Origin of the sequence: Pseudonocardia ammonioxydans, from assembly GCF_900115005.1 — a bacterium.
In the GTDB taxonomy this organism is placed as follows: domain Bacteria; phylum Actinomycetota; class Actinomycetes; order Mycobacteriales; family Pseudonocardiaceae; genus Pseudonocardia; species Pseudonocardia ammonioxydans.
Window position 1 is genome coordinate 50,763 of record NZ_FOUY01000018.1, and the last position, 18,423, is coordinate 69,185.

15 protein-coding genes are annotated in these 18,423 nt (G+C 74.0%); 10 read left to right on the forward strand and 5 right to left on the reverse strand.

The features are described from left to right. Positions 1 to 50: 50 nt before the first annotated feature. Positions 51 to 2,861 (reverse strand): aconitate hydratase, encoded by a 2,811-nt coding sequence (locus BM093_RS17995; protein WP_093344994.1) that lies wholly within the window; start codon positions 2,859 to 2,861, stop codon positions 51 to 53. 385 nt (positions 2,862 to 3,246) lie between these two features. Here BM093_RS17995 and BM093_RS18000 point away from each other — a divergent pair, with 385 nt between their 5' ends. Beyond that, on the forward strand, positions 3,247 to 4,827 hold the full coding sequence (locus BM093_RS18000; RefSeq protein WP_143105421.1) for an NlpC/P60 family protein: 1,581 nt from the start codon (positions 3,247 to 3,249) through the stop codon (positions 4,825 to 4,827). Positions 4,828 to 4,855: 28 nt separating this feature from the next. On the opposite strand, the gene BM093_RS18005 is transcribed toward BM093_RS18000, so the two are convergent. Continuing rightward, positions 4,856 to 5,776, reverse strand: a complete 921-nt coding sequence (locus BM093_RS18005; protein ID WP_093345002.1) for a LysR family transcriptional regulator — start codon at positions 5,774 to 5,776, stop codon at positions 4,856 to 4,858. Positions 5,777 to 5,847: 71 nt separating this feature from the next. On the opposite strand from BM093_RS18005, the gene BM093_RS18010 reads away from it, so the two are divergent. From BM093_RS18010 to BM093_RS18020, 3 genes are read left to right on the forward strand one after another with little or no spacing between them, the layout of a single operon-like run. Beyond that, positions 5,848 to 6,759, forward strand: a complete 912-nt coding sequence (locus BM093_RS18010) for an EamA family transporter (RefSeq protein WP_093345006.1) — start codon at positions 5,848 to 5,850, stop codon at positions 6,757 to 6,759. Beyond that, positions 6,759 to 7,358 carry a carboxymuconolactone decarboxylase family protein gene (locus tag BM093_RS18015; protein WP_245773603.1) on the forward strand — a complete coding sequence of 200 codons (600 nt, stop codon included), beginning with the start codon at positions 6,759 to 6,761 and terminating at the stop codon, positions 7,356 to 7,358. Before BM093_RS18010 ends, BM093_RS18015 begins: the two co-directional genes overlap by 1 nt. Beyond that, complete coding sequence (locus BM093_RS18020; RefSeq protein WP_093345011.1) at positions 7,355 to 8,182, forward strand: SDR family oxidoreductase; 828 nt, start codon at positions 7,355 to 7,357, stop codon at positions 8,180 to 8,182. The genes BM093_RS18015 and BM093_RS18020 overlap by 4 nt, the downstream gene beginning before the upstream one ends. Before the next feature lie 121 nt (positions 8,183 to 8,303). On the opposite strand, the gene BM093_RS18025 is transcribed toward BM093_RS18020, so the two are convergent. Then, positions 8,304 to 8,693 carry a hypothetical protein gene (locus tag BM093_RS18025; RefSeq protein WP_093345014.1) on the reverse strand — a complete coding sequence of 130 codons (390 nt, stop codon included), beginning with the start codon at positions 8,691 to 8,693 and terminating at the stop codon, positions 8,304 to 8,306. 602 nt (positions 8,694 to 9,295) lie between these two features. Here BM093_RS18025 and BM093_RS18030 point away from each other — a divergent pair. From BM093_RS18030 to BM093_RS18045, 4 genes are all read left to right on the forward strand, one after another. After that, the gene (locus BM093_RS18030) at positions 9,296 to 11,095 is read left to right on the forward strand and encodes an HNH endonuclease (RefSeq protein ID WP_093345018.1); all 1,800 of its coding nucleotides are present in this window, start codon (positions 9,296 to 9,298) and stop codon (positions 11,093 to 11,095) included. Positions 11,096 to 11,409: 314 nt separating this feature from the next. Further along, entirely contained in the window at positions 11,410 to 13,098 is a 1,689-nt protein-coding gene (locus tag BM093_RS18035) for an ATP-binding cassette domain-containing protein (protein ID WP_218162821.1), read from the forward strand. A gap of 198 nt (positions 13,099 to 13,296) precedes the next feature. Continuing rightward, positions 13,297 to 13,659 (forward strand): YciI family protein, encoded by a 363-nt coding sequence (locus BM093_RS18040; protein WP_093345027.1) that lies wholly within the window; start codon positions 13,297 to 13,299, stop codon positions 13,657 to 13,659. An 81-nt stretch (positions 13,660 to 13,740) separates the two neighbouring features. Beyond that, the gene (locus BM093_RS18045; RefSeq protein ID WP_093345030.1) at positions 13,741 to 14,997 is read left to right on the forward strand and encodes an RNA polymerase sigma factor; all 1,257 of its coding nucleotides are present in this window, start codon (positions 13,741 to 13,743) and stop codon (positions 14,995 to 14,997) included. Between the two features lie 169 nt (positions 14,998 to 15,166). Here the strand turns inward: BM093_RS18045 and BM093_RS18050 are convergent, their stop codons facing one another. Further along, on the reverse strand, positions 15,167 to 15,835 hold the full coding sequence (locus BM093_RS18050; RefSeq protein WP_093345036.1) for a TetR/AcrR family transcriptional regulator: 669 nt from the start codon (positions 15,833 to 15,835) through the stop codon (positions 15,167 to 15,169). A 108-nt stretch (positions 15,836 to 15,943) separates the two neighbouring features. Between BM093_RS18050 and BM093_RS18055 the strand changes: the two genes are divergently transcribed. Both BM093_RS18055 and BM093_RS18060 read left to right on the forward strand, forming a co-directional pair. Next, the gene (locus BM093_RS18055; protein WP_093345041.1) at positions 15,944 to 16,696 is read left to right on the forward strand and encodes a sulfite exporter TauE/SafE family protein; all 753 of its coding nucleotides are present in this window, start codon (positions 15,944 to 15,946) and stop codon (positions 16,694 to 16,696) included. Positions 16,697 to 16,788: 92 nt separating this feature from the next. Next, the gene (locus BM093_RS18060; protein ID WP_093345046.1) at positions 16,789 to 17,025 is read left to right on the forward strand and encodes a hypothetical protein; all 237 of its coding nucleotides are present in this window, start codon (positions 16,789 to 16,791) and stop codon (positions 17,023 to 17,025) included. Here BM093_RS18060 and BM093_RS18065 read toward each other — a convergent pair whose 3' ends face one another. Further along, positions 17,026 to 18,357, reverse strand: coding sequence for an MFS transporter (locus BM093_RS18065; protein ID WP_245773604.1), 1,332 nt, complete (start codon positions 18,355 to 18,357; stop codon positions 17,026 to 17,028). Positions 18,358 to 18,423 lie beyond the last annotated feature (66 nt).

The following is an 18,423-nucleotide window of genomic DNA, read 5'->3' on the forward strand; positions in this document are numbered from 1 at the left end:
CCGCCCCGCAAGGGCGACGGGCTCCGTGTGGTGGTGGTGCGGCGTGCGCGTCAGTTCGCCAGCATGCCCCGCAGGACGTACTGCAGGATGCCGCCGTTGCGGTAGTAGTCGGCCTCACCGGGGGTGTCGATGCGGACCTTGGCGTCGAACTCCACGGTCTCGCCCGAGTCCTTGGTGGCGGTCACCGTCACCGACTTCGGGGTCTTCCCCTCGTTCAGCGCGGTGATCCCGGCGATGTCGAAGGTCTCGGTGCCGTCCAGCCCCAGCGACGACGCCGTCTCGCCGTCCGGGAACTGCAGCGGGACCACGCCCATGCCGATCAGGTTCGAGCGGTGGATCCGCTCGAACGACTCGACGATCACGGCCTTGACACCCAGCAGCGCGGTGCCCTTGGCCGCCCAGTCACGCGACGAGCCGGAGCCGTACTCCTTGCCGCCCAGCACGACCAGCGGGGTGCCCTGCGCGGCGTAGTTCTGCGCGGCGTCGTAGATGAACGCCTGCGGCGCACCCTCGGCGGTGAAGTCGCGGGTGTAGCCGCCGCTCACCCCGCCGTCGACGATCGCGTCCAGCAGCAGGTTGCGCAGCCGGATGTTCGCGAACGTGCCGCGGATCATCACCTCGTGGTTGCCGCGCCGCGAGCCGAAGGAGTTGTAGTCCTTCTTCTCGACGCCGTTCTCGTCGAGGTACTGCGCGGCCGGGGTGCCCGGCTTGATCGCACCGGCCGGCGAGATGTGGTCGGTGGTGACCGAGTCGCCGAGCAGCGCGAGCACCCGGGCGCCGGAGATGTCCGAGACCGGGTCCGGGGTCTGCGACATGCCCTCGAAGTACGGGGGCTTGCGGACGTAGGTGGACTGCTGGTCCCACTCGAAGATCTGGCCCTCCGGGGTGGGCAGCGCGCGCCAGCGGTCGTCGCCCTGGAAGACGTCGGAGTAGCTCGAGGTGAACATGTCCGAGTCGATCGAGGAGTCGACCACCGCGTTGATGTCCTCGGTCGAGGGCCAGATGTCGCGCAGGAAGACGTCGTTGCCGCCCGAGTCGCGCCCGAGGGGCTGGTTCTCGAAGTCGAAGTCCATCGTGCCGGCCAGCGCGTAGGCGATGACCAGCGGCGGGGACGCCAGGTAGTTCATCTTGACGTCCGGGTTGATCCGGCCCTCGAAGTTCCGGTTGCCCGAGAGCACCGAGCAGACGGCGAGGTCGGCGTCGTTCACCGCGGCCGAGATCTCCTCGGGCAGCGGGCCGGAGTTGCCGATGCAGGTGGTGCAGCCGTAGCCGACCAGGTTGTAGCCCAGCTTGTCGAGGTAGGGCCAGAGACCGGCCTTCTCGTAGTAGTCGGTGACGACCTGCGAGCCCGGGGCCATCGACGTCTTGACCCACGGCTTGACCGCGAGGCCCTTGTCGACGGCGTTCTTGGCCAGCAGCGCGGCGCCGAGCATCACCGACGGGTTCGAGGTGTTGGTGCACGAGGTGATCGAGGCGATCACGACGGCGCCGTGGTCGATCTCGAACTCGGCGCCGTTCATCGAGACGGTCGTCGGCTTGCTGGTGCGTCCACCGGCCCCGGCGGCGGCCGAGATCGCCGGGCGCGGGGCCCCGCCGCCGTTGCCCTCGGCGCTGGGTGCGGCCGGGTCGCTGGCCGGGAAGCTCTCCTCGCCGGCCTCGTCCACCGAGGACGCGCTGCCGGGCGCGTAGTCGCCCAGCGACGAGCGGAAGGCGGGCTTGGCCTCGGAGAGCGCGATCCGGTCCTGCGGGCGCTTCGGGCCGGCGATCGACGGGACGACCGTCGACAGGTCCAGCTCCAGGGTCTCGGAGTAGACCGGCTCGCGCTCCGGGTCGTGCCAGAGGCCCTGCTCCTTGGCGTAGGCCTCGACCAGCGCGATCTGGTCGTCCGAGCGGCCGGTCAGGCGCAGGTACCGGACGGTCTCCTCGTCGATCGGGAAGATCGCGGCGGTGGAGCCGAACTCCGGGCTCATGTTGCCGATGGTGGCGCGGTTGGCCAGCGGCACGGCGCCGACGCCGGCCCCGTAGAACTCGACGAACTTGCCGACGACGCCCTTGCGGCGGAGCATCTCGGTGATCGTGAGCACCACGTCGGTGGCGGTGACGCCGGTCGGGATCTCACCGGTCAGCTTGAAGCCGAGCACCTGCGGGATCAGCATCGAGACCGGCTGGCCCAGCATCGCGGCCTCGGCCTCGATGCCGCCGACGCCCCAGCCCAGCACGCCCAGGCCGTTGACCATCGTGGTGTGCGAGTCGGTGCCGACCAGCGTGTCCGGGTAGGCCTGTCCGTTACGGGGCATGACCACGCGCGCCAGCTTCTCGATGTTGACCTGGTGCACGATGCCGGTGCCGGGCGGGACGACCTTGAACTCGTCGAAGGCCCCCTGGCCCCAGCGCAGGAACTGGTAGCGCTCCTTGTTGCGGCCGTACTCGAACTCGATGTTGCGCTCGAAGGCGTCCGGGGTGCCGAAGAAGTCGATCATCACCGAGTGGTCGATGACCAGCTCGGCGGGCGCGAGCGGGTTGACCTTCGACGGGTCGCCGCCCATCTCGGTGACGGCCTCGCGCATGGTCGCGAGGTCGACCACGCAGGGGACGCCGGTGAAGTCCTGCATGATCACCCGCGCCGGGGTGAACTGGATCTCGGTGCTCGGCTCGGCCTGCGGGTCCCAGTTCGCCAGGGCGTTGATGTGGTCCGCCGTGACGTTGGCCCCGTCCTCGGTGCGGAGCAGGTTCTCGAGCAGGACCTTCAGGCTGAACGGCAGGCGCTGCGAGCCCTCCACCGCGGAGAGCCGGAAGATCTCGTAACCGGTGCCCCCGACGTCGAGCTGTCCTCTGGCGCCGAAGCTGTCGGTGCTGGCCACTTGGTGGTCCTCCCCGTGGTGGTGGTGGTGGGCGTTCTGCGTCCGGTGCGGTGAGCGTCCGCCGTGCGGCTCGCCGGTGTCGCTCGGTGTTTCTCGGTGTCGCTCGGTGTGTCGCTCGGTGTGTCGTCTCTCGGTGTCCCGGAGTCTCGCGCACCGCGTCGTCGGCGGCAGCGCGGACCCTCCCGCCTCAAATAGTACGCCTGTCCTATAAGCCGCGCGAGGCGGGTGTGGTGGTGGTCGCGTCGCCCGGGAGACGGATGTCGGCGGTGTGTCCGGTGTGTCGCGGGGTGCCCGCGTGACGGGAGTGGCAGGGTGCCGAGCGACCGCGCCCGGCCGCGCTCACTCCCCGAGCGCGCGGGTGCCCCGCTCCCCGGGAGGCATGGACGTGACGCGCGAAACGGCGACGCGCGACCGGCGCGCGAGCCGGGGCCGGTGCCCGGCCGCCCGGATGCCGGTGGGCGCCGGCGTCGTGCTGGTGCTCGCGGCGGTGCTCGTCGCGGCCCCGGGCGTCGCGGCCGGCCCGCTCCTCGACGTTCGGCCGGTCGCCGCAGCGTCCCCGGCGTTCCCCGGTCCTGCGGCGTCCCCGGCGCTGCCCGGCCTCGCGGCGTCCCCGGCGCTGCCCGCTCCTGCCGCGCTGCCCGTTCCTGCCGCGTGGCCCGTTCCTGCCCCGGCGCTCCCCGCCGGTCCCGCGGCCCCGGCCCAGCCGTCGCCGCCCCCGAACCCGGACGACGACGAGCTCGACCAGAGCCGCCGGACCGTCGAGGACCGGGCGGCCGAGGTCGGCCGGCTCACCACCCGCCTCGCCGAGCTGGACGCGCAGGCCGAACAGCTGCAGATCGAGGTCGCGGGCCGCAACGAGCAGGCCCTCGAGGCGCGCGACACCGCCGACGCGGCCGGCCGGGAGGCCGACGCGGCCGCCGCCCGCGCGTCCGAGGCACGCCGGGCGACCGAGGAGGCCGGCCGGGCGGTCGACGGCGCCCGGACGCGGCTCGACGCCTTCGTCGGCGACGTCTACACCCACGGCCTCGACCTCGGGCCGCTCGGACTGCTGTCGCGGGCGACCGACCCGCAGGACCTGATGGACCGGGCCCGGTTGACCGACGCGCTGAGCGAGGACCAGGCCGCGGTGCTCGAGGAGCTGGAACAGGCCCGGATCGCCCAGGCCAACGCCGACTCCCTGGCGCGGGCCGCGCAGGAGGAGGCCGACCGCCGCCGCGCCGCCGCCGAGGACGCGTCCGCGGCCGCCGACCAGGCCGTCGTCGCCGCGATCGCCGCCGCCGACGAACAGCAGGGCCGGCTCGACGCGGTCCGGGCCGAGCGCGCCGACGTGCAGGCCCGGCTCGACGCCGCCGCGAACTCCGACGCGGGCCTGCGGGCCCAGCGCCAGCGCTACCTCGCCTGGCAGGCCGAGCAGGAGCGGATCGCGGCGGAGGAGCAGCGGCGGGCGCGCGAGGAGGCCCGCGCCCGGGTCGCCCAGGAGTCGGCACCCGCCGACGACCCCTCGGGCCCGGGGCCCTCCGGCGACGACGGGGTGCCGCGGTCGGGCTCGTCGGCGGTCGAGACGGTGATCGACCGGGCGAAGGCCCAGCTCGGCACCATCTACGCCTGGGGCGGCGGCAACTCCCGCGGCCCGACCACGGGTATCCGCGACGGCGGCGTCGCCGACCGGCACGGCGACTACAACAAGGTCGGGTTCGACTGCTCGGGGCTGATGCTCTACGCCTTCGCCGGTGTCGGCATCGACCTGCCCCGCTACAGCGGCAACCAGGCCGACGCCGGCGAGGAGGTGCCGGTCTCGGAGATGCGCCGCGGCGACATGCTGTCCTGGGCGGAGAACGGCCGGACCCACCACATCGCGATGTACCTGGGCGACGGGAAGATGATCGAGGCGCCGTACTCCGGTGCGCGGGTGAAGATCTCCCCGGTCCGCTACGACGGGCTGGACAAGGTCACCCGGATGTTCTGAACCCCGGCCCTCCTCCGGGTATCGGCCGTCAGCCGGCCGCGGCGCCGGAGCGGACGGTGTCGGCCTCGGCGGCCAGCTCGTCGAGCACCACCCGCACCGCCGGTCGCTGCGCGGCCTCCGGGCGGCAGACGGCGCGGACCAGGCGGGCCGCGCGGACCCCGGCCAGCGGGCGCAGTGCGAGCCGGGTGCCGCCGCGGTCGTCGGTGGAGTAGCGGGGGAGCAGGGCGACGCCGTGACCGCGGGCGACGAGCTCCTCGGTGACGGAGAAGTCGTTGATCCGCTGCACGATCCGCGGGGTCGTGCCGGTCACCAGGGCGAGCGAGCTCAGGACGTCGTCGATCGGCCACCCGGCCGCCACGGAGATCCAGTCCTCGTCGGCCAGGTCGGTGAGGTCCACCGCGGCGCGGGTGCTCAGCGGATGTCCCGGCGGGAGGGCGACGTCGAGTGGCTCGCGCAGCAGCGGGTGCACCTGCAGGCGGCCACCGTCGAACGGGTCGACCCGCTCGTCGTGGTGGGAGACGACGACATCGGCCTCCGCCGCGGCGACCGGGATCTCGTCGGGCCGCAGGTCCAGGTCGCGGCAGGACAGGACCAGTCCGTCGTGGACGGTGGCCCGGTGCAGCAGCCCGGGCAGCAGCAGCCGCGCCGCGGACGGGAACAGCACCAGCCGCACGGTGCCGAGGGGCCGGTCCCGCAACCCGGCGACGGTCTCGTCGAGCCGGCCGAGCGCGGCGAGCACGTCCCCGGTCCCGGCGACGACGGCCGATCCCGCCTCGGTCAGGCGCAGGCCCCGCCCGTCGGGAACGGTCAGCGCGATGCCCGCCTCCCGCGACAGCACCTTGAGCTGCTGGGAGACCGCGGACGGGGTGTAGTTCAGGGCCGCGGCGACGGCCGTGACCGAGCCGCGGTCGGCGAGCTCGCGCAGGATCCGCAGGCGCCGCACGTCCATGCAGGAACGCTACAAGGACGTTTCAACTCCTGTCGCTGGATTGCACGGTCGATCCGGGCGACGCTCGGGAGGTGAGCGTGCGTGATCGTTGCCTGGCCGTCGTCGTCGCCGTGTTGTGGGGTGCGAACTTCATCGCCATCCACGTCGGACTCGAGTACTTCCCGCCGGTGTTCCTCGCCGGCCTGCGGATGCTCGTGCTGGCGGTGCCGGCCGTGCTGTTCGTGCCGCGTCCGCGGGTGCCGCTGCGCTGGCTGGTCGGCTACGGCCTCGGGTTCGGCACGCTGCAGTTCCTGTTCCTGTTCCTCGGCATGTACGCCGGGATGCCGACCGGGCTCGCGTCGCTGGTGCTGCAGGCGTCCGGGCCGTTCACCCTGGTGCTCGGTGCGCTGCTGCTGCGGGAGAAGGTGACCGGACGGCAGTGGGCCGGGATCGGCGTCGCCGTCGCGGGGCTCGCGACGATCGCGCTCGCCCGAGCCCAGAGTGCGGCCCTGCTGCCGGTGGTGCTCACCCTGCTCGGCGCGCTCGGCTGGGCGGTCGGGAACCTGTGCAACCGGCTCGCCCAGCGCGACGGGGCCGACGTCGACCCGCTGCACCTGACCCTGTGGATGACCGTCGTGCCGCCGGTGCCGTTGCTGGTCGCGTCCGCGGTCGTCGAGGGCCCGGCGACCGGCTGGGTCGCCACCGCTGCGGTGTTCACCCGGGACGGGTTGCCCGGGCTGGGCGCGCTGGTCTACCTGTCGGTGGTCGCGACCGTGCTCGCCGCGGGCATCTGGACGGTGCTGATGCGCCGCTACCCGGCCGGGCTCGTCGCGCCGCACTCGCTGCTCGTGCCGGTGGTCGGGATGGCGTGCGCGATGGCGCTGCTGGGGGAGCGGCCGGCGGTCGTCGAGCTGGTCGCCGGAGCCGTCGTCGTCGGCGGGGTGCTGGTGGCGTCGGCGCCGGCCCGGGGCCGGGGTGAGCGATCACTTGCTACCGTCCGGTAGTGATCGCTCGGATCCCACCGGCCACCCGTCGCGAGATGGGCCTGCTCAACGCCGCGATCACCTCGGTCCTCGGCGTCGTCGCCGGCACCGAGCGCCCGAACCTGTTCACCACGCTCGCCCGGCACCGCCGGATGTTCCGCCCGTGGCTGCGGTTCGCCGCGACGCTGATGCCCGCCGGGACGCTGCCGTCCGCGGACACCGAGCTGGTGATCCTGCGGGTCGCGCACCGGTGCGGTTGCGACTACGAGTGGCACCACCACACGGGCCTGGCCCGGGAGGCGGGGCTCACCGGCCCGCAGATCGAGGCCGTACGCGGCGGTGTGGACGATCCAGTGTGGACACCCCGGCAGCGCCTGCTGCTGACGGCGGCCGACGAGCTGCACGCCACCCGGACGATCTCCGACGAGACCTGGCGGGAGCTGACCGCCGAGCTCGCGCAGCACCAGCTCGTGGAGCTGCCGGTGCTGGTCGGTCACTACGAGATGCTGGCGATGACGATCCACGCGCTGCGGATCCAGCCGGACCGGCCGCGCCCGGACACCGCACCGGTCCGCCTGGTCCGGGCCGTGCGGTCCCGGCTCCGGGGGCGGGCGGCATGACCCGCGGATTCTCCGGTGCCACCGCGATCGTCACGGGCGCCGCCCACGGCATCGGTGCCGAGATCGCCCGGCAGCTGGCCGGAGCGGGCGCGTTCGTGCTGGTCACCGACGTCGCCGAGGCGCCGCTGGCCGGCGTCGTCGACGGGATCACCCGGGCCGGCGGCTCGGCCAGGGCGATGGTGGTCGACGTGGCCGACCGCGCCGCCGTGCAGGGGGCGGTCGACGCCGTCGTCGCCGAGTTCGGCCGGCTCGACTACATGGTCAACAACGCCGGCGTGGGGATCTTCGGCGAGGTCGAGGCGGTGAGCCTGGACGAGGCCGACACGATCGTCGACGTGAACCTGCGCGGCGTGCTGTACGGCGTGGGCGTCGCCTACCGGCAGATGCTGCGGCAGGGGTCCGGGCACATCATCAGCACCGCCTCCGCCGCCGGGCTGGTGCCGGTGCCCGCCCAGGCGCACTACACCGCCACCAAGCACGCGGTCGTCGGCCTGCACAAGGCGCTCGCCCTGGAGGCCGCCGGCGCCGGGATCCGCACCACGGTGTTCTGCCCGGCGTGGGTGGAGTCGAGCATGTTCGACACGGCCACGCTGCACGGCACGATGTCCGGCGCCGACCCGCGCACGGCCGTGCCGATCGCGCCGCTGGCCACCGACGCCGCGGTCCGCCGCCTGCTGCGTGGCGTCCGGCGCGGACGGCGGTTCGTGATCACGCCGGTGTACGGCCGGCTGGGCTGGTGGCTCGACCGTGTCTCCCCGGCGCTCAGCCACCTGCTGTACCGGGCCGCGCTCGTCCGGCTGCGGCGCCGGGCCGACGCCGGCTGAGATCGGGCGGGCCACCCGGGCGACGGCCGTGACTCCTGGGCGGCGTGCCGCACGCCGGCACCGGAGCGTCACCGCGGTCGCTGCCCGGCACCGACGCGTGGCCCCGGCGCGACGAGATCGTTCACGAGCCCGCGAAGAAGGTCACCAGCAGGTAGACCGCGGCCAGAAGGTGGAGCGCGGTGTACGGGTAGGCGACGGACGGCGGCATGCCGGCGGCCGCCTTCCTGGCCGTTCCGAGCGCCAGGTAGCGGCCCACCCCCTTCACCACGGCCATCCACCCGAGCAGGGTGATGACGAGGGCCGGGCCCCATGCCCACTCGTTCACCACAGCCAGGGACGCCGCCCCGATGACCAGCTGCAGGGACGCGGCCGAGATCACGAACCCGGTTCCGGTCTTCTCCTCCATGACCACCGTGTAGAACGACCTGCTGACCAGCGCCGGAAGATAGCCGCCCAGCACGTAGATCCCCCAGAACACCGACAGCGCGGAGATCGCCTCGTCCGAGTTCATCGCCGTCCTCCGGATCGTGGGAGCCCCGGACGCACCTCGGCCACCGGGGCCGGGTCCGGCCTCGAGCGCCCGGGACGGGGACACCTCCTTCCGCCGGCATGGCAACGGTCATCGGACCGCCGAGCCCGGTGCCGACGACGGTGACGTCCCGGCTCGTGCCGTCCCTGCTTCGGGCGCCTGGACACGACGAGTTCCTGCTGGTGGATGAGGCTCATGGGCGTAGGACACGAGCGGGGTCGTGGGCCGTGACAGTTTCGGTTGGTGATCCGCGTCACGTGTCTCCGTGGAGCGCGCGCTCGTCCGGGCGGGGAGTCGCGCGGGCGTCCGACGGCAGCTCGTCCCGGTGGGTGGCCGCCGACGGACGCCCCGGCGTCCGTGTCGGGCGGGCTGTGCCCCACGCCGCCCGGTCGGGTGTCCGCTGACAGCCGGACGCCCTGTGCCGGAGGCGGCGCCGTTTCCGGTGGTGCTCGACACGCGAACAGGACGCAGGCGTGCAGGACGGGCCGAACGTGCGCCGGGGTGCGGCCGACGGTCGGCCTCGTCGCCGAGTGGCGCTACTTCGTGCTGGCGGTCCTGCATGTGGGCGGGGTAAAATCGAACGTGTGGTCGATCAACGTGAGCGGGAGCTGGACGAGATCCTGCAGCGCCCGGTGGTGGTCGAGGATCCGTGCCCGCACGGGACGCCGGCGCATCTGTGTGCGGATCTGTGCCTGTATGACCCGTCGGCGGTGGCCGCGGTGCAGCAGGGGCGGCCGGTCGGGCACACGCTCGCGTTGGACTGTGAGCTGGCGGGGTCGGCGCCGGGGTTGCTCAGCGATGCGCAGGTCTTCGATGTCGTCGAGGGGGCGGAGCGGCTGGTGCGGTGGGCCGGGGCGTTGCGGACGCGCATGATCGCCGAGATCGTCGCGCGGCACCCGCGGGGCAGTCGTGCCGCGCCACCGGATGCCGATCCGCGGGCGGTCACGCAGGTCAGCCGGTGGTTGCCGGATCATCTGGGGATGGTGCTGGGGGTGACCCGCGAGCAGGCGCAGGGGTTGCTGGCCGAGGCGGCGCGGTTCGGGCAGGTGCTGCCCGCGACCCTGGCCGCGTGGGAGGCCGGGCAGATCGACGAGCGCAAGGCCGGTGCGATCGCGGAGTCCACCGTGGTCCTCGACGACGAGGCCGCCGCGGCGGTGGAGGCGGTGGTGCTGCCCGGGGCGGCGGAGGCCCATCACCGGCTGTTGCGGGACCGGCTGCGCCGCGCGATCGCCAAGGCCGACCCCGAGGGTGCGGCGCGCCGCCACCAGCGTGCGAAGGCGCAGCGGCGGATGTCGATCAATCGTGGGGAGGAGGGGATGGCCTCGCTGTGGTTGAACGGGACCGCTGAGCAGACCGAGGCGTCGTGGCAGTCGGTGGACCGGTTGGCGCGTGCGCTGGGCGTCGAGGATCCGCGCACGCTGGACCAGAACCGGCTCGATCTGGCCCACGGGCTGCTGCAGGGCACCCTGTCCGTCACCGACCTGGGCAGCGTGCAGACGGCGGTGGACAGCGTGCTGGCCGCGGCCGGTGCCGCCGGCAACGGCGGCGCCGGAATGGCGACCAGCTCCCACGGAACCGGCACCGCTACCGGCGCGGCAGCTCCGGGTGCGGCCTCCGATGGGCCGGTCACGGTCCCCAGTGCGGGCGCCACGGCGGCTGGGTCGGACGGCGCGGCCCCGGTGATCCCGCCGGAGGTGGTGGCGGAGGCGGTGGCCCGTGCGATGCAGCACAAGCCCGACCCGAACGAGGTGATCGGGCGTAAGCCGCTGATCCACGTCGTGGTCGCGCTGGACACCTTGATGGGCGGTGACCGGCCGGCCAAGCTGGTCGGGCACGGCCCGATCCCGGCACTGACCGCCCGTGCCCTGGCCGCCGGCGGAGTATGGAAACGACTCGTCACCGACCCTCTGTCAGGCACCCTGCTCGATCACGGCCGCACCACCTACAGCCCACCCGACGGACTCGCCGACCACGTCAAGGCCCGTGACGTCGTCTGCCGCGGCGCGCTGTGCAGCAAAACGATCCGCGAACTCGACCACCACATCCCCTGGGCCGGCGGCGGCGAGACCAACGAGGAGAACCTGTACGGCTTCTGCATGGGCGACCACAAACTCAAGGACGCCCCCGGCTGGAAGGTCCTCGCCCACCCGGACGGCTCACTGACCTGGATCAGCCCCTGCGGGCGTCGCCGGACCACCCGCCCACACGACTACCGGCCCTTCACCGACCCCATGCCCGAACAATCCGACGACGCCGCCGCCGACGAGCCTGACGCCACCGGCACCGGGAGGGCCGACGCCGACGGTGCGACGGGCCCGACCGGCGACGGGTCGCAGGACGCCGGCGAGGGCACAGTGCCCGACGACGATCCGCCGCCGTTCTGACTCGAGCACGCCTGTGCCCGGTCCTGGGGGCCACGTCTCCACCGGCCCTCCGACGGAGCTCCGGCGGAAAGCGGGATGAATCCGCCTCCCCGTGTCGTTACCCTGATCGTCATGGCACGAGGCATCTGGTCGCAGAAGGTCCGCACCGCCCGCTGACGGCGGCGCCTTCTCCCTTTTCCACAGCGTCCGCCGTTCCGGTTCCCCGCCGGGCGGCCGTTTCCTGCTGCCCGGCTCCACTGCGAGCTGCGGAGCAACCCGTGACACTCACCCCGACCCCGAGATCCTCGGCCCACCACACCGCGCCCCCGGACACGCTGTCGCTGCCCACCGCGGCGGGCGAGAGCGCCCACGTCCGCGCCGACGGCGTCGGCGTCGTCCGCGGAGCCCGGCGCGTCCTCGACGACCTGTCGGTCACCGTGTCCGCGCGGTCGCGGATCGCCGTCGTCGGCGAGAACGGCCGCGGCAAGACCACCCTGCTGCACGTCCTCGCCGGGCTGCTCACGCCCGACGAGGGCACCGTGCACCGGGCCGGCACGATCGGACTGGCCCGCCAGGAGCTGGCCGCCCGCGACGGCGAGACGGTCGGCACCCTCACCGGCGAGGCGCTCGCCGCGTCGCTGACGGCCCTGCAGGCCCTCGACGAGGCGACCCACGCGCTGGCCCGGGAAGGCGCCGACGACGAGCGGTCCGGCGACACCACTGTGGCCGACCGCTACGGCGCCGCGCTCGAGGCGGCGACCCGGCTCGACGCCTGGGACGCCGAGCGCCGCGTCGACGTCGCGCTCGACGCACTCGACGCGTGCACCGACCGGGAGCGTCCACTGTCGACGCTCTCGGTGGGCCAGCGCTACCGGGTGCGGCTGGCCTGCCTGCTCGGCGCGCGGCACGACGTCCTGCTGCTCGACGAGCCGACCAACCATCTCGACGCGGGCGGGCTGGACTTCCTGACCCGCACGCTGCGGGACCACCCGGGCGGGCTGGCCGTCGTCAGCCACGACCGGGTGCTGCTGCGCGACGTCGCGGACGACTTCCTCGACCTCGATCCCACCCGGGACGGGAAGCCGCGGCTCCACGCCGGCGGGTACGACGCCTGGCAGGACGCCCGGCGCCGCGAGCGCGCACGGTGGGAGCGGGAGTTCGCCGAGCAGCAGGCCGAGCACCGGCGCCTGCAGGACGCCGTCTCCCAGGCGCGCGACCGCCTCTCGACCGGGTGGCGTCCGGACAAGGGGACCGGCAAGCACCAGCGCCAGTCCCGCGCGCCGGGCGTGGTCCAGGCGTTGCACCGCCGCCAGGACGAGCTCGACGCCCACCGCATCGACGTCCCGCAACCGCCGCCGTCGCTGCACTGGCCCGACCTGGGCGTCCGCCGGGGCGCGCCGCAGCTGCGCGCGCACGGCGTCGCCGTCGACGCCCGGCTGGCCGGACCGCTCGACCTCACCCTCGACGGCGGCGACCGGCTGCTGGTCACCGGCCCGAACGGGGCCGGGAAGTCGACGCTGCTCGCGGTGCTGGCCGGCGCGCTGGCTCCGGACGAGGGACACGTCCGGACGGCGCGGGGCGCCCGTGTCGTCCGGCTCACCCAGGAGACGGCGGCGCAGGACCCGGCCGACACCGCGGTCGAGGTGTACGCCCGTCACATCGGGCGCCTGGTGGCGCGCGGGGAGCTGCGCGACGCCGACGTCGTGCCGCTGGGCTCGCTCGGCCTGCTCGACTCCGCCGCGCTGCGCACCCCGGTCGGACGGATGTCGCAGGGCCGCCGGCGCCGTCTCGACCTCGCACTGGCCCTGGCCGGGCGGCCGAGCACGGTCCTGCTGGATGAGCCGACGAACCACCTGTCGTCGGCCCTGGTCGACGAGCTGACCGCAGCGCTGCACGGGACGAGCGCCACGGTCGTCGTGGCGACGCACGACCGGCAGCTGCTGCGGGACCTGGCCGGTTGGCCGCGGCTCGACCTCGGCGCGCCGCGTGCTCCAGGCGTGCCGGGAGTGCCGGATCTGCCGTGAGTCCCCGGCGGGCACGCCGCCGCCGGTGCACGGCGGAACGGGGGAGGACGGCCGGGAATCGGTGGAGAATCGCGCGGTACCGGTGTCCGATCCGGCCCGGCCCGTTCGTCAGGACCATGACCGCACCACTCCGGCAGCCGCACTGTTCCGACAGCCACACCGATCCGGCAGCCACACCGATCCGATGGGGAGTCCACGATGGCCCGCTACGTGTTCCTGATGTACGACACCGAGGACTGGCACGACACCGTCGACGAGCAGGGGGTCGCCGACGAGTTCGCCCTGCACGAGGAGTTCATGGCCGCCGTGACGGCGGCCGGTGCGAGCGTGGCCGGCGGGGAGGCGCTCGAGCGGTCGTCCACCGCGAGCACCGTCCGCCGCGGCCCGGACTCCGGGTCGCGTCCGCTGGTGACCGACGGCCCGTTCGCCGAGACCAAGGAGGCCCTCGGCGGCTTCTACGTCATCGAGGCGCCGGACCTGGACGTCGCGCTGCGGCTGGCGGCCGCCTGCCCGGCCGGCACCGTCGAGGTGCGGCCGGTCATGGAGATGCCGGAGACATGACAACGCTGGACACATGACGAAGCTGGACACATGACGACGCTGGACACATGACCGCGCTGGACAGATGACGATGCTGGACAGATGACGATGCTGGAGGAGGTGTTCCGCAGTGCGTGGCCGGTCGTGGTCGCGTCGACCGCGCGGCTGACCCGGGACCTCGACCTGGCCGAGGACTGCACCCAGGAGGCCGTCGAGCGGGCCCTGCGCCGCTGGCCGGCCGGGTTCCCGGACAACCCGGCCGGCTGGCTGACCACCACCGCGCACCGGATCGCGCTCGACCGGCTGCGGCGGGAGGCGACGCTGCGGCGCAAGCTCCCGCTGCTCGTGGACCCCGTGTCCGGGGCAGGCGGCTCGGCGGTCGAGGGCTCGGCGGTCGAGGGCTGGGCGATCGGCGAGGACGCGGACCCGGAGCCGACCGACCCGCTGCGGCTCGTGTTCACCTGCTGCCACCCGGCGCTGTCGAGCGAGTCGCGGGTGGCGCTGACCCTGCGCCTGGTGTGCGGGGTCGACGTCGCGACGATCGCCGCCGTGCTGCTGGCCGGGGAGGCGGCCGTCGCGCGGCGGATCACCCGGGCCAAGCGCAAGATCGCGGTCGCGCGGGTGCCGTTCCGGGTCCCGGCCGGTGACGAGCTGGTGGAGCGTCTCGACGCGGTGCTCACCGTCGTGCACCTGGTGTACACGGCGGGGCACGTCGGGCCCGGGACCCGACTGCGCGACACCGACCTGACCGGGCGGGCGCTCGGCCTGGCCCGGATGCTGGTCGCGCTGCTGCCCGGCGAACCCGAGCCACGGGCGCTGCTCGGCCTGCTGCTGCTGACCGAGGCGCGGGGTGACGCGCGGACCGGGGCCGACGGGGAGCTCGTCCTGCTCCCCGACCAGGACCGCTCCGGCTGGGACCGGCGCCTGATCCGCGAGGGACTGGGGCTCGCGGCGTCGGCGTTGCGCGCCGGACCGGACGGGCGGTACGCACTCCAGGCGGGGGTGGCCGGCCTGCACGCGGTGGCACCGAGCTGGGCACAGACCGACTGGGCGCGGGTGGTCGTCACCTACGACGCGTTGCTGCGGGTGTGGCCGTCGCCGGTGGTCGCGCTCAACCGGGCGGTGGCGCGCAGCCGGCTGCCCGGCGCCGACCCGGTCGCCGTGCTGGCCGAGATCGACGCCCTGGCCCCGGAGCTGGCCGGCTACCCGTACCTGCCGGCTGCCCGCGCCGACCTGCTCGTCCGCCTCGGCCGGCCGGCCGAGGCCGCCGCGGCGTACGACGGTGCCCTGGCCGTGACCCGGAACCCGGTGGAACGCCGGCACCTGACCCGGCGGCGGGCGGAGACCGGGACGCCGTAACGCCGGCGCGGCCGGGAGGCCGGTCGCCGAAAGCCTGGGACGTCGGTGGAGGGGCAGGCCGAGAGCCGGGGAGGCGAAGTGGCGCGGCACCGGTCGGGGCCCCTGGCGGCCGCGGGAGTGCGGCCGGCCGGTGGCGCTGCCGGCCCGGCTGCTGCGGGCCGCCGTGTGCTCAGGCGACGGGGCCGGGAGCCGCCAGGGTCGCGTCCACGGCGTCGAGGGTCCGGCGCAGCCCGCTGTCGAACAGCGGCTCGGAGCCGCCCGGCCCGCGCACCACCGCGCCGCCGAGCAGCCGGGCGAGGACGGGCAGCTCCCCGGCCCGCCCGGACAGCTCCAGGTCGGCGGCGGTGGGCAGCCGGTCCCCCGCGAGCGCGGCGGCACCGCGGACGTAGCCGTGCACCAGGTGCAGCACCTCCACCGCCACGTGCAGCGGATGCCCCGCGGTGACGACGAGTGCCAGCAGCGCCTCGGACCAGGCGCACTCGGCCGGTCCGGCCGTGCGGTCCCCGGCCAGCAGCGGCACCGCCCAGGTGTGCTCGGCGAGCACGTCGCGCAGCGCCGTCGCCCAGATCTCGCAGCCGAGGCGCACCGCGCAGCCCCGCAGGTCCGGCGGCGCGCCCAGGGCGGCGTCGAGCACCAGCTCGACCAGCGCGTCCTTACCCGGGACGTGCCGGTACAGCGACATCGGTGCGCTCCCGAGCTCGCGGGCGAGGCGGGGCATGGACACCGCGGCGAGCCCGTCGTCGTCGGCGACCGCGAGTGCGGTGGCGACGATCGTCGCCCGGTCCAGAGCGGGGCGGGCGGGAGCGGGTGGGGGAGCCCAGCGCGGGTCGACCGTCACAAGATGATCATCATACGCGCAGCGTGTGGGGCATTACGCAGCGGGCGTAAGGGTTACTCCGCCCACTGTTCGTCCGCCGTGCAACGGTCGGTTCGTAGGGTGAGCCGCATGGAGCTGTGGGAGGTCGGGATCATCGCCCTGGCCGGGGTGTGGGCCGGGATGATCAATACCGTCGTCGGCTCCGGGACGCTCGTGACCTTCCCCGTGCTCGTCGCCCTCGGCTACCCGCCGGTGACGGCGACGACGTCGAACGCCATCGGCCTCATCTCCGGCTCCATCACCGGCGCGGTCGGCTACCGGAAGGAGCTGGCCGGGCACGGACCGCGCGTGCTCCGGTACGGCATCGCGTCGTTCCTCGGCGCGATCCTCGGCGCCGTGCTGCTGCTGTCGCTGCCGCACGACGCGTTCGAGACGATCGTGCCGGTCCTCGTCGGTCTCGCGGTGCTGCTGGTCGCGGTGCAGCCGGTGCTCGCCCGCCGGCTGCGCAATCGCGAGCAGCGGGACCGGACCTCGTCGCCGCTGCTCTACTTCCTGATCTTCCTGGTCGGGGTCTACGGCGGCTACTTCACCGCCGCGCAGGGGATCATGCTGGTCGGTGTGATGGGCCTGCTCGTGGCGGACCCGCTGCAGCGCCTCAACGCCTTCAAGAACACGCTGGCCTCGGTGGTCAACCTGGTCGCGGGGGTGATCTACGCCGTCGTCGCGCCGGTGGACTGGAGCGTCGTGGGGATCATCGCGGCGAGCTCGATCGTGGGCGGCCTGCTCGGGGCGAAGGTCGGGCGCAGGCTGCAGCCCGCGCTGCTCCGCTCGGTGATCATCGTGATCGGGATCGCCGCGGTCTTCCTGCTCGTGCTGCAGTAGGCGGTCGTGCCGGTGCGGCGGCTCGGGTGCGGTGAACTGTCGGTGGTCCGTGCTCTGCTGTCCTCCGGGACGTCGGACGGAGGCCGGGGCGGGTGGACGAGGAGACGGCGGCCGGGCTGCTCGTCGCGTTCGCGGCGCTGGCCGGCCGGGACATCGGTGACGCGGAGGCGCGCGCCGCGGTGCTGCAGGCCGGCACCCTCACGCCGTCCACCCTCAACGCGATCTGGGCGCAGCACCGGCGGGCGCCGGGCACGGTCCCGTTGCGTGACTACCTCGCCATGACCCTGCGGTTCGTCGAGCGGGGCCCGCCCGGTGGGTCCGGCCCGTGATCACCGCAGCGCCCCCGGCCCGGGCGTCGCCTGCCCGGCCTCGTCGGCCTCGCGGCGCGCGGACAGGCTCAGCAGCGCGCGGGCCCCGAACAGCGACGCCAGGCAGCAGACCGCGACGAAACCGATCGACATCCAGATCGTCCCGGTGCCGGTGAGCAGGGACTGCAGGATGAGCGGCAGGGCGCCGCCGACCATGCCGGTCAGCGCGTAGGTGCCGGCGATCCCGGTGTAGCGGACGCTCGGCGGGAAGGCCTGGGCGAGCATCCCCGCCATGATCGCGTAGTACATGACGTCCGGGACCGTCGCGATGACGGCACCGGCCATCGCCAGCGGGTAGCTGCCGGTCCCGATCAGCACGAACATCAGTGGCAGGGCGACGACCTCGAGGCCGAGCAGCACGGTCACGATCGTGCGGACGTTCCACCGGGTGGCCAGCACCGCGCCGAACGGCTGGACGACGAACTGGACCAGGCTGGAGACCAGGATGATCGTCAGGAAGCCCTCGCGGTCGAAGCCGAGGTCGCTGGTCGCCCAGGCCAGCGCGAACGTGTCCCGGGCGTAGGTTAGCGCGAACACGACGAGGATCGCGGCCACGCCCAGCAGCACCGGGCGGGTGTGCCCGCGGACGAGCGTGAGCAGCGGGATCCGCTCGGTCCGGCGCGAGGACTTCATGGCCGCGAACTCGGGCGACTCCTCCAGCCTGAGCCGGATGACCAGGCCGACGACCACCAGGATCGCCGACGCCAGGAACGGCAGCCGCCACGCCCAGCTGAGCATCGCCTCGCTGGGCAGCTGGGTGATGGCGAGGAACGAGATCGTCGCGAGGATCCGCCCGGCCGGTGAGCCCTGCTGGGCGAACGCCCCGAACAGGAACCCGCGTTCCTTCTTCGCGTGCTCGGTGGCGATCAGAACGGCGCCGCCCCACTCGCCGCCGACGGCCAGACCCTGCACGGCGCGGAGCAGGCACAGCAGGACCGGCGCGAGCACACCGGCCTGGGCGTAGGTCGGGAGCAGGCCGATGCCGACCGTGCTGACGCCCATCAGCATCAGCGTCGTGACCAGGGCCTTCTTGCGCCCCACACGGTCACCGAGGTGGCCGAAGACGATCGCGCCGACCGGTCGGGACAGGAACCCGATCCAGAACGTGGCGAACGAGAGCAGGATGCCGACCGAGGGCGGGACCTCGGCGAAGAACAGCGGCGCGAAGACCAGCGCGGACGCCAGGCCGTAGATGTAGAAGTCGTACCACTCGACGGTGGTGCCCACGAAGGACGCCCAGCCCGCCTTCCGGGCCATCTTCTCGTCGTCGCATAGACGACCGGTGATCGGCATGTGCCCTCCCCGTGGTGCGTGGCGTACCGGCGACCTCGTGGGCCGGCACGCTACGGCCGCGATTGT

Excerpts from the sequence above, each read along its gene's own strand:
- BM093_RS18005 (WP_093345002.1), bottom strand. The coding sequence starts at position 5,776 with ATGGACGTGCGGCGCCTGCGGATCCTGCGCGAGCTCGCCGACCGCGGC.
- BM093_RS18020 (WP_093345011.1), top strand. The coding sequence starts at position 7,355 with ATGACCCGCGGATTCTCCGGTGCCACCGCGATCGTCACGGGCGCCGCC.
- BM093_RS18025 (WP_093345014.1), bottom strand. The coding sequence starts at position 8,693 with ATGAACTCGGACGAGGCGATCTCCGCGCTGTCGGTGTTCTGGGGGATC.
- BM093_RS18040 (WP_093345027.1), top strand. The coding sequence starts at position 13,297 with ATGGCCCGCTACGTGTTCCTGATGTACGACACCGAGGACTGGCACGAC.
- BM093_RS18045 (WP_093345030.1), top strand. The coding sequence starts at position 13,741 with ATGACGATGCTGGAGGAGGTGTTCCGCAGTGCGTGGCCGGTCGTGGTC.
- BM093_RS18055 (WP_093345041.1), top strand. The coding sequence starts at position 15,944 with ATGGAGCTGTGGGAGGTCGGGATCATCGCCCTGGCCGGGGTGTGGGCC.
- BM093_RS18065 (WP_245773604.1), bottom strand. The coding sequence starts at position 18,357 with ATGCCGATCACCGGTCGTCTATGCGACGACGAGAAGATGGCCCGGAAG.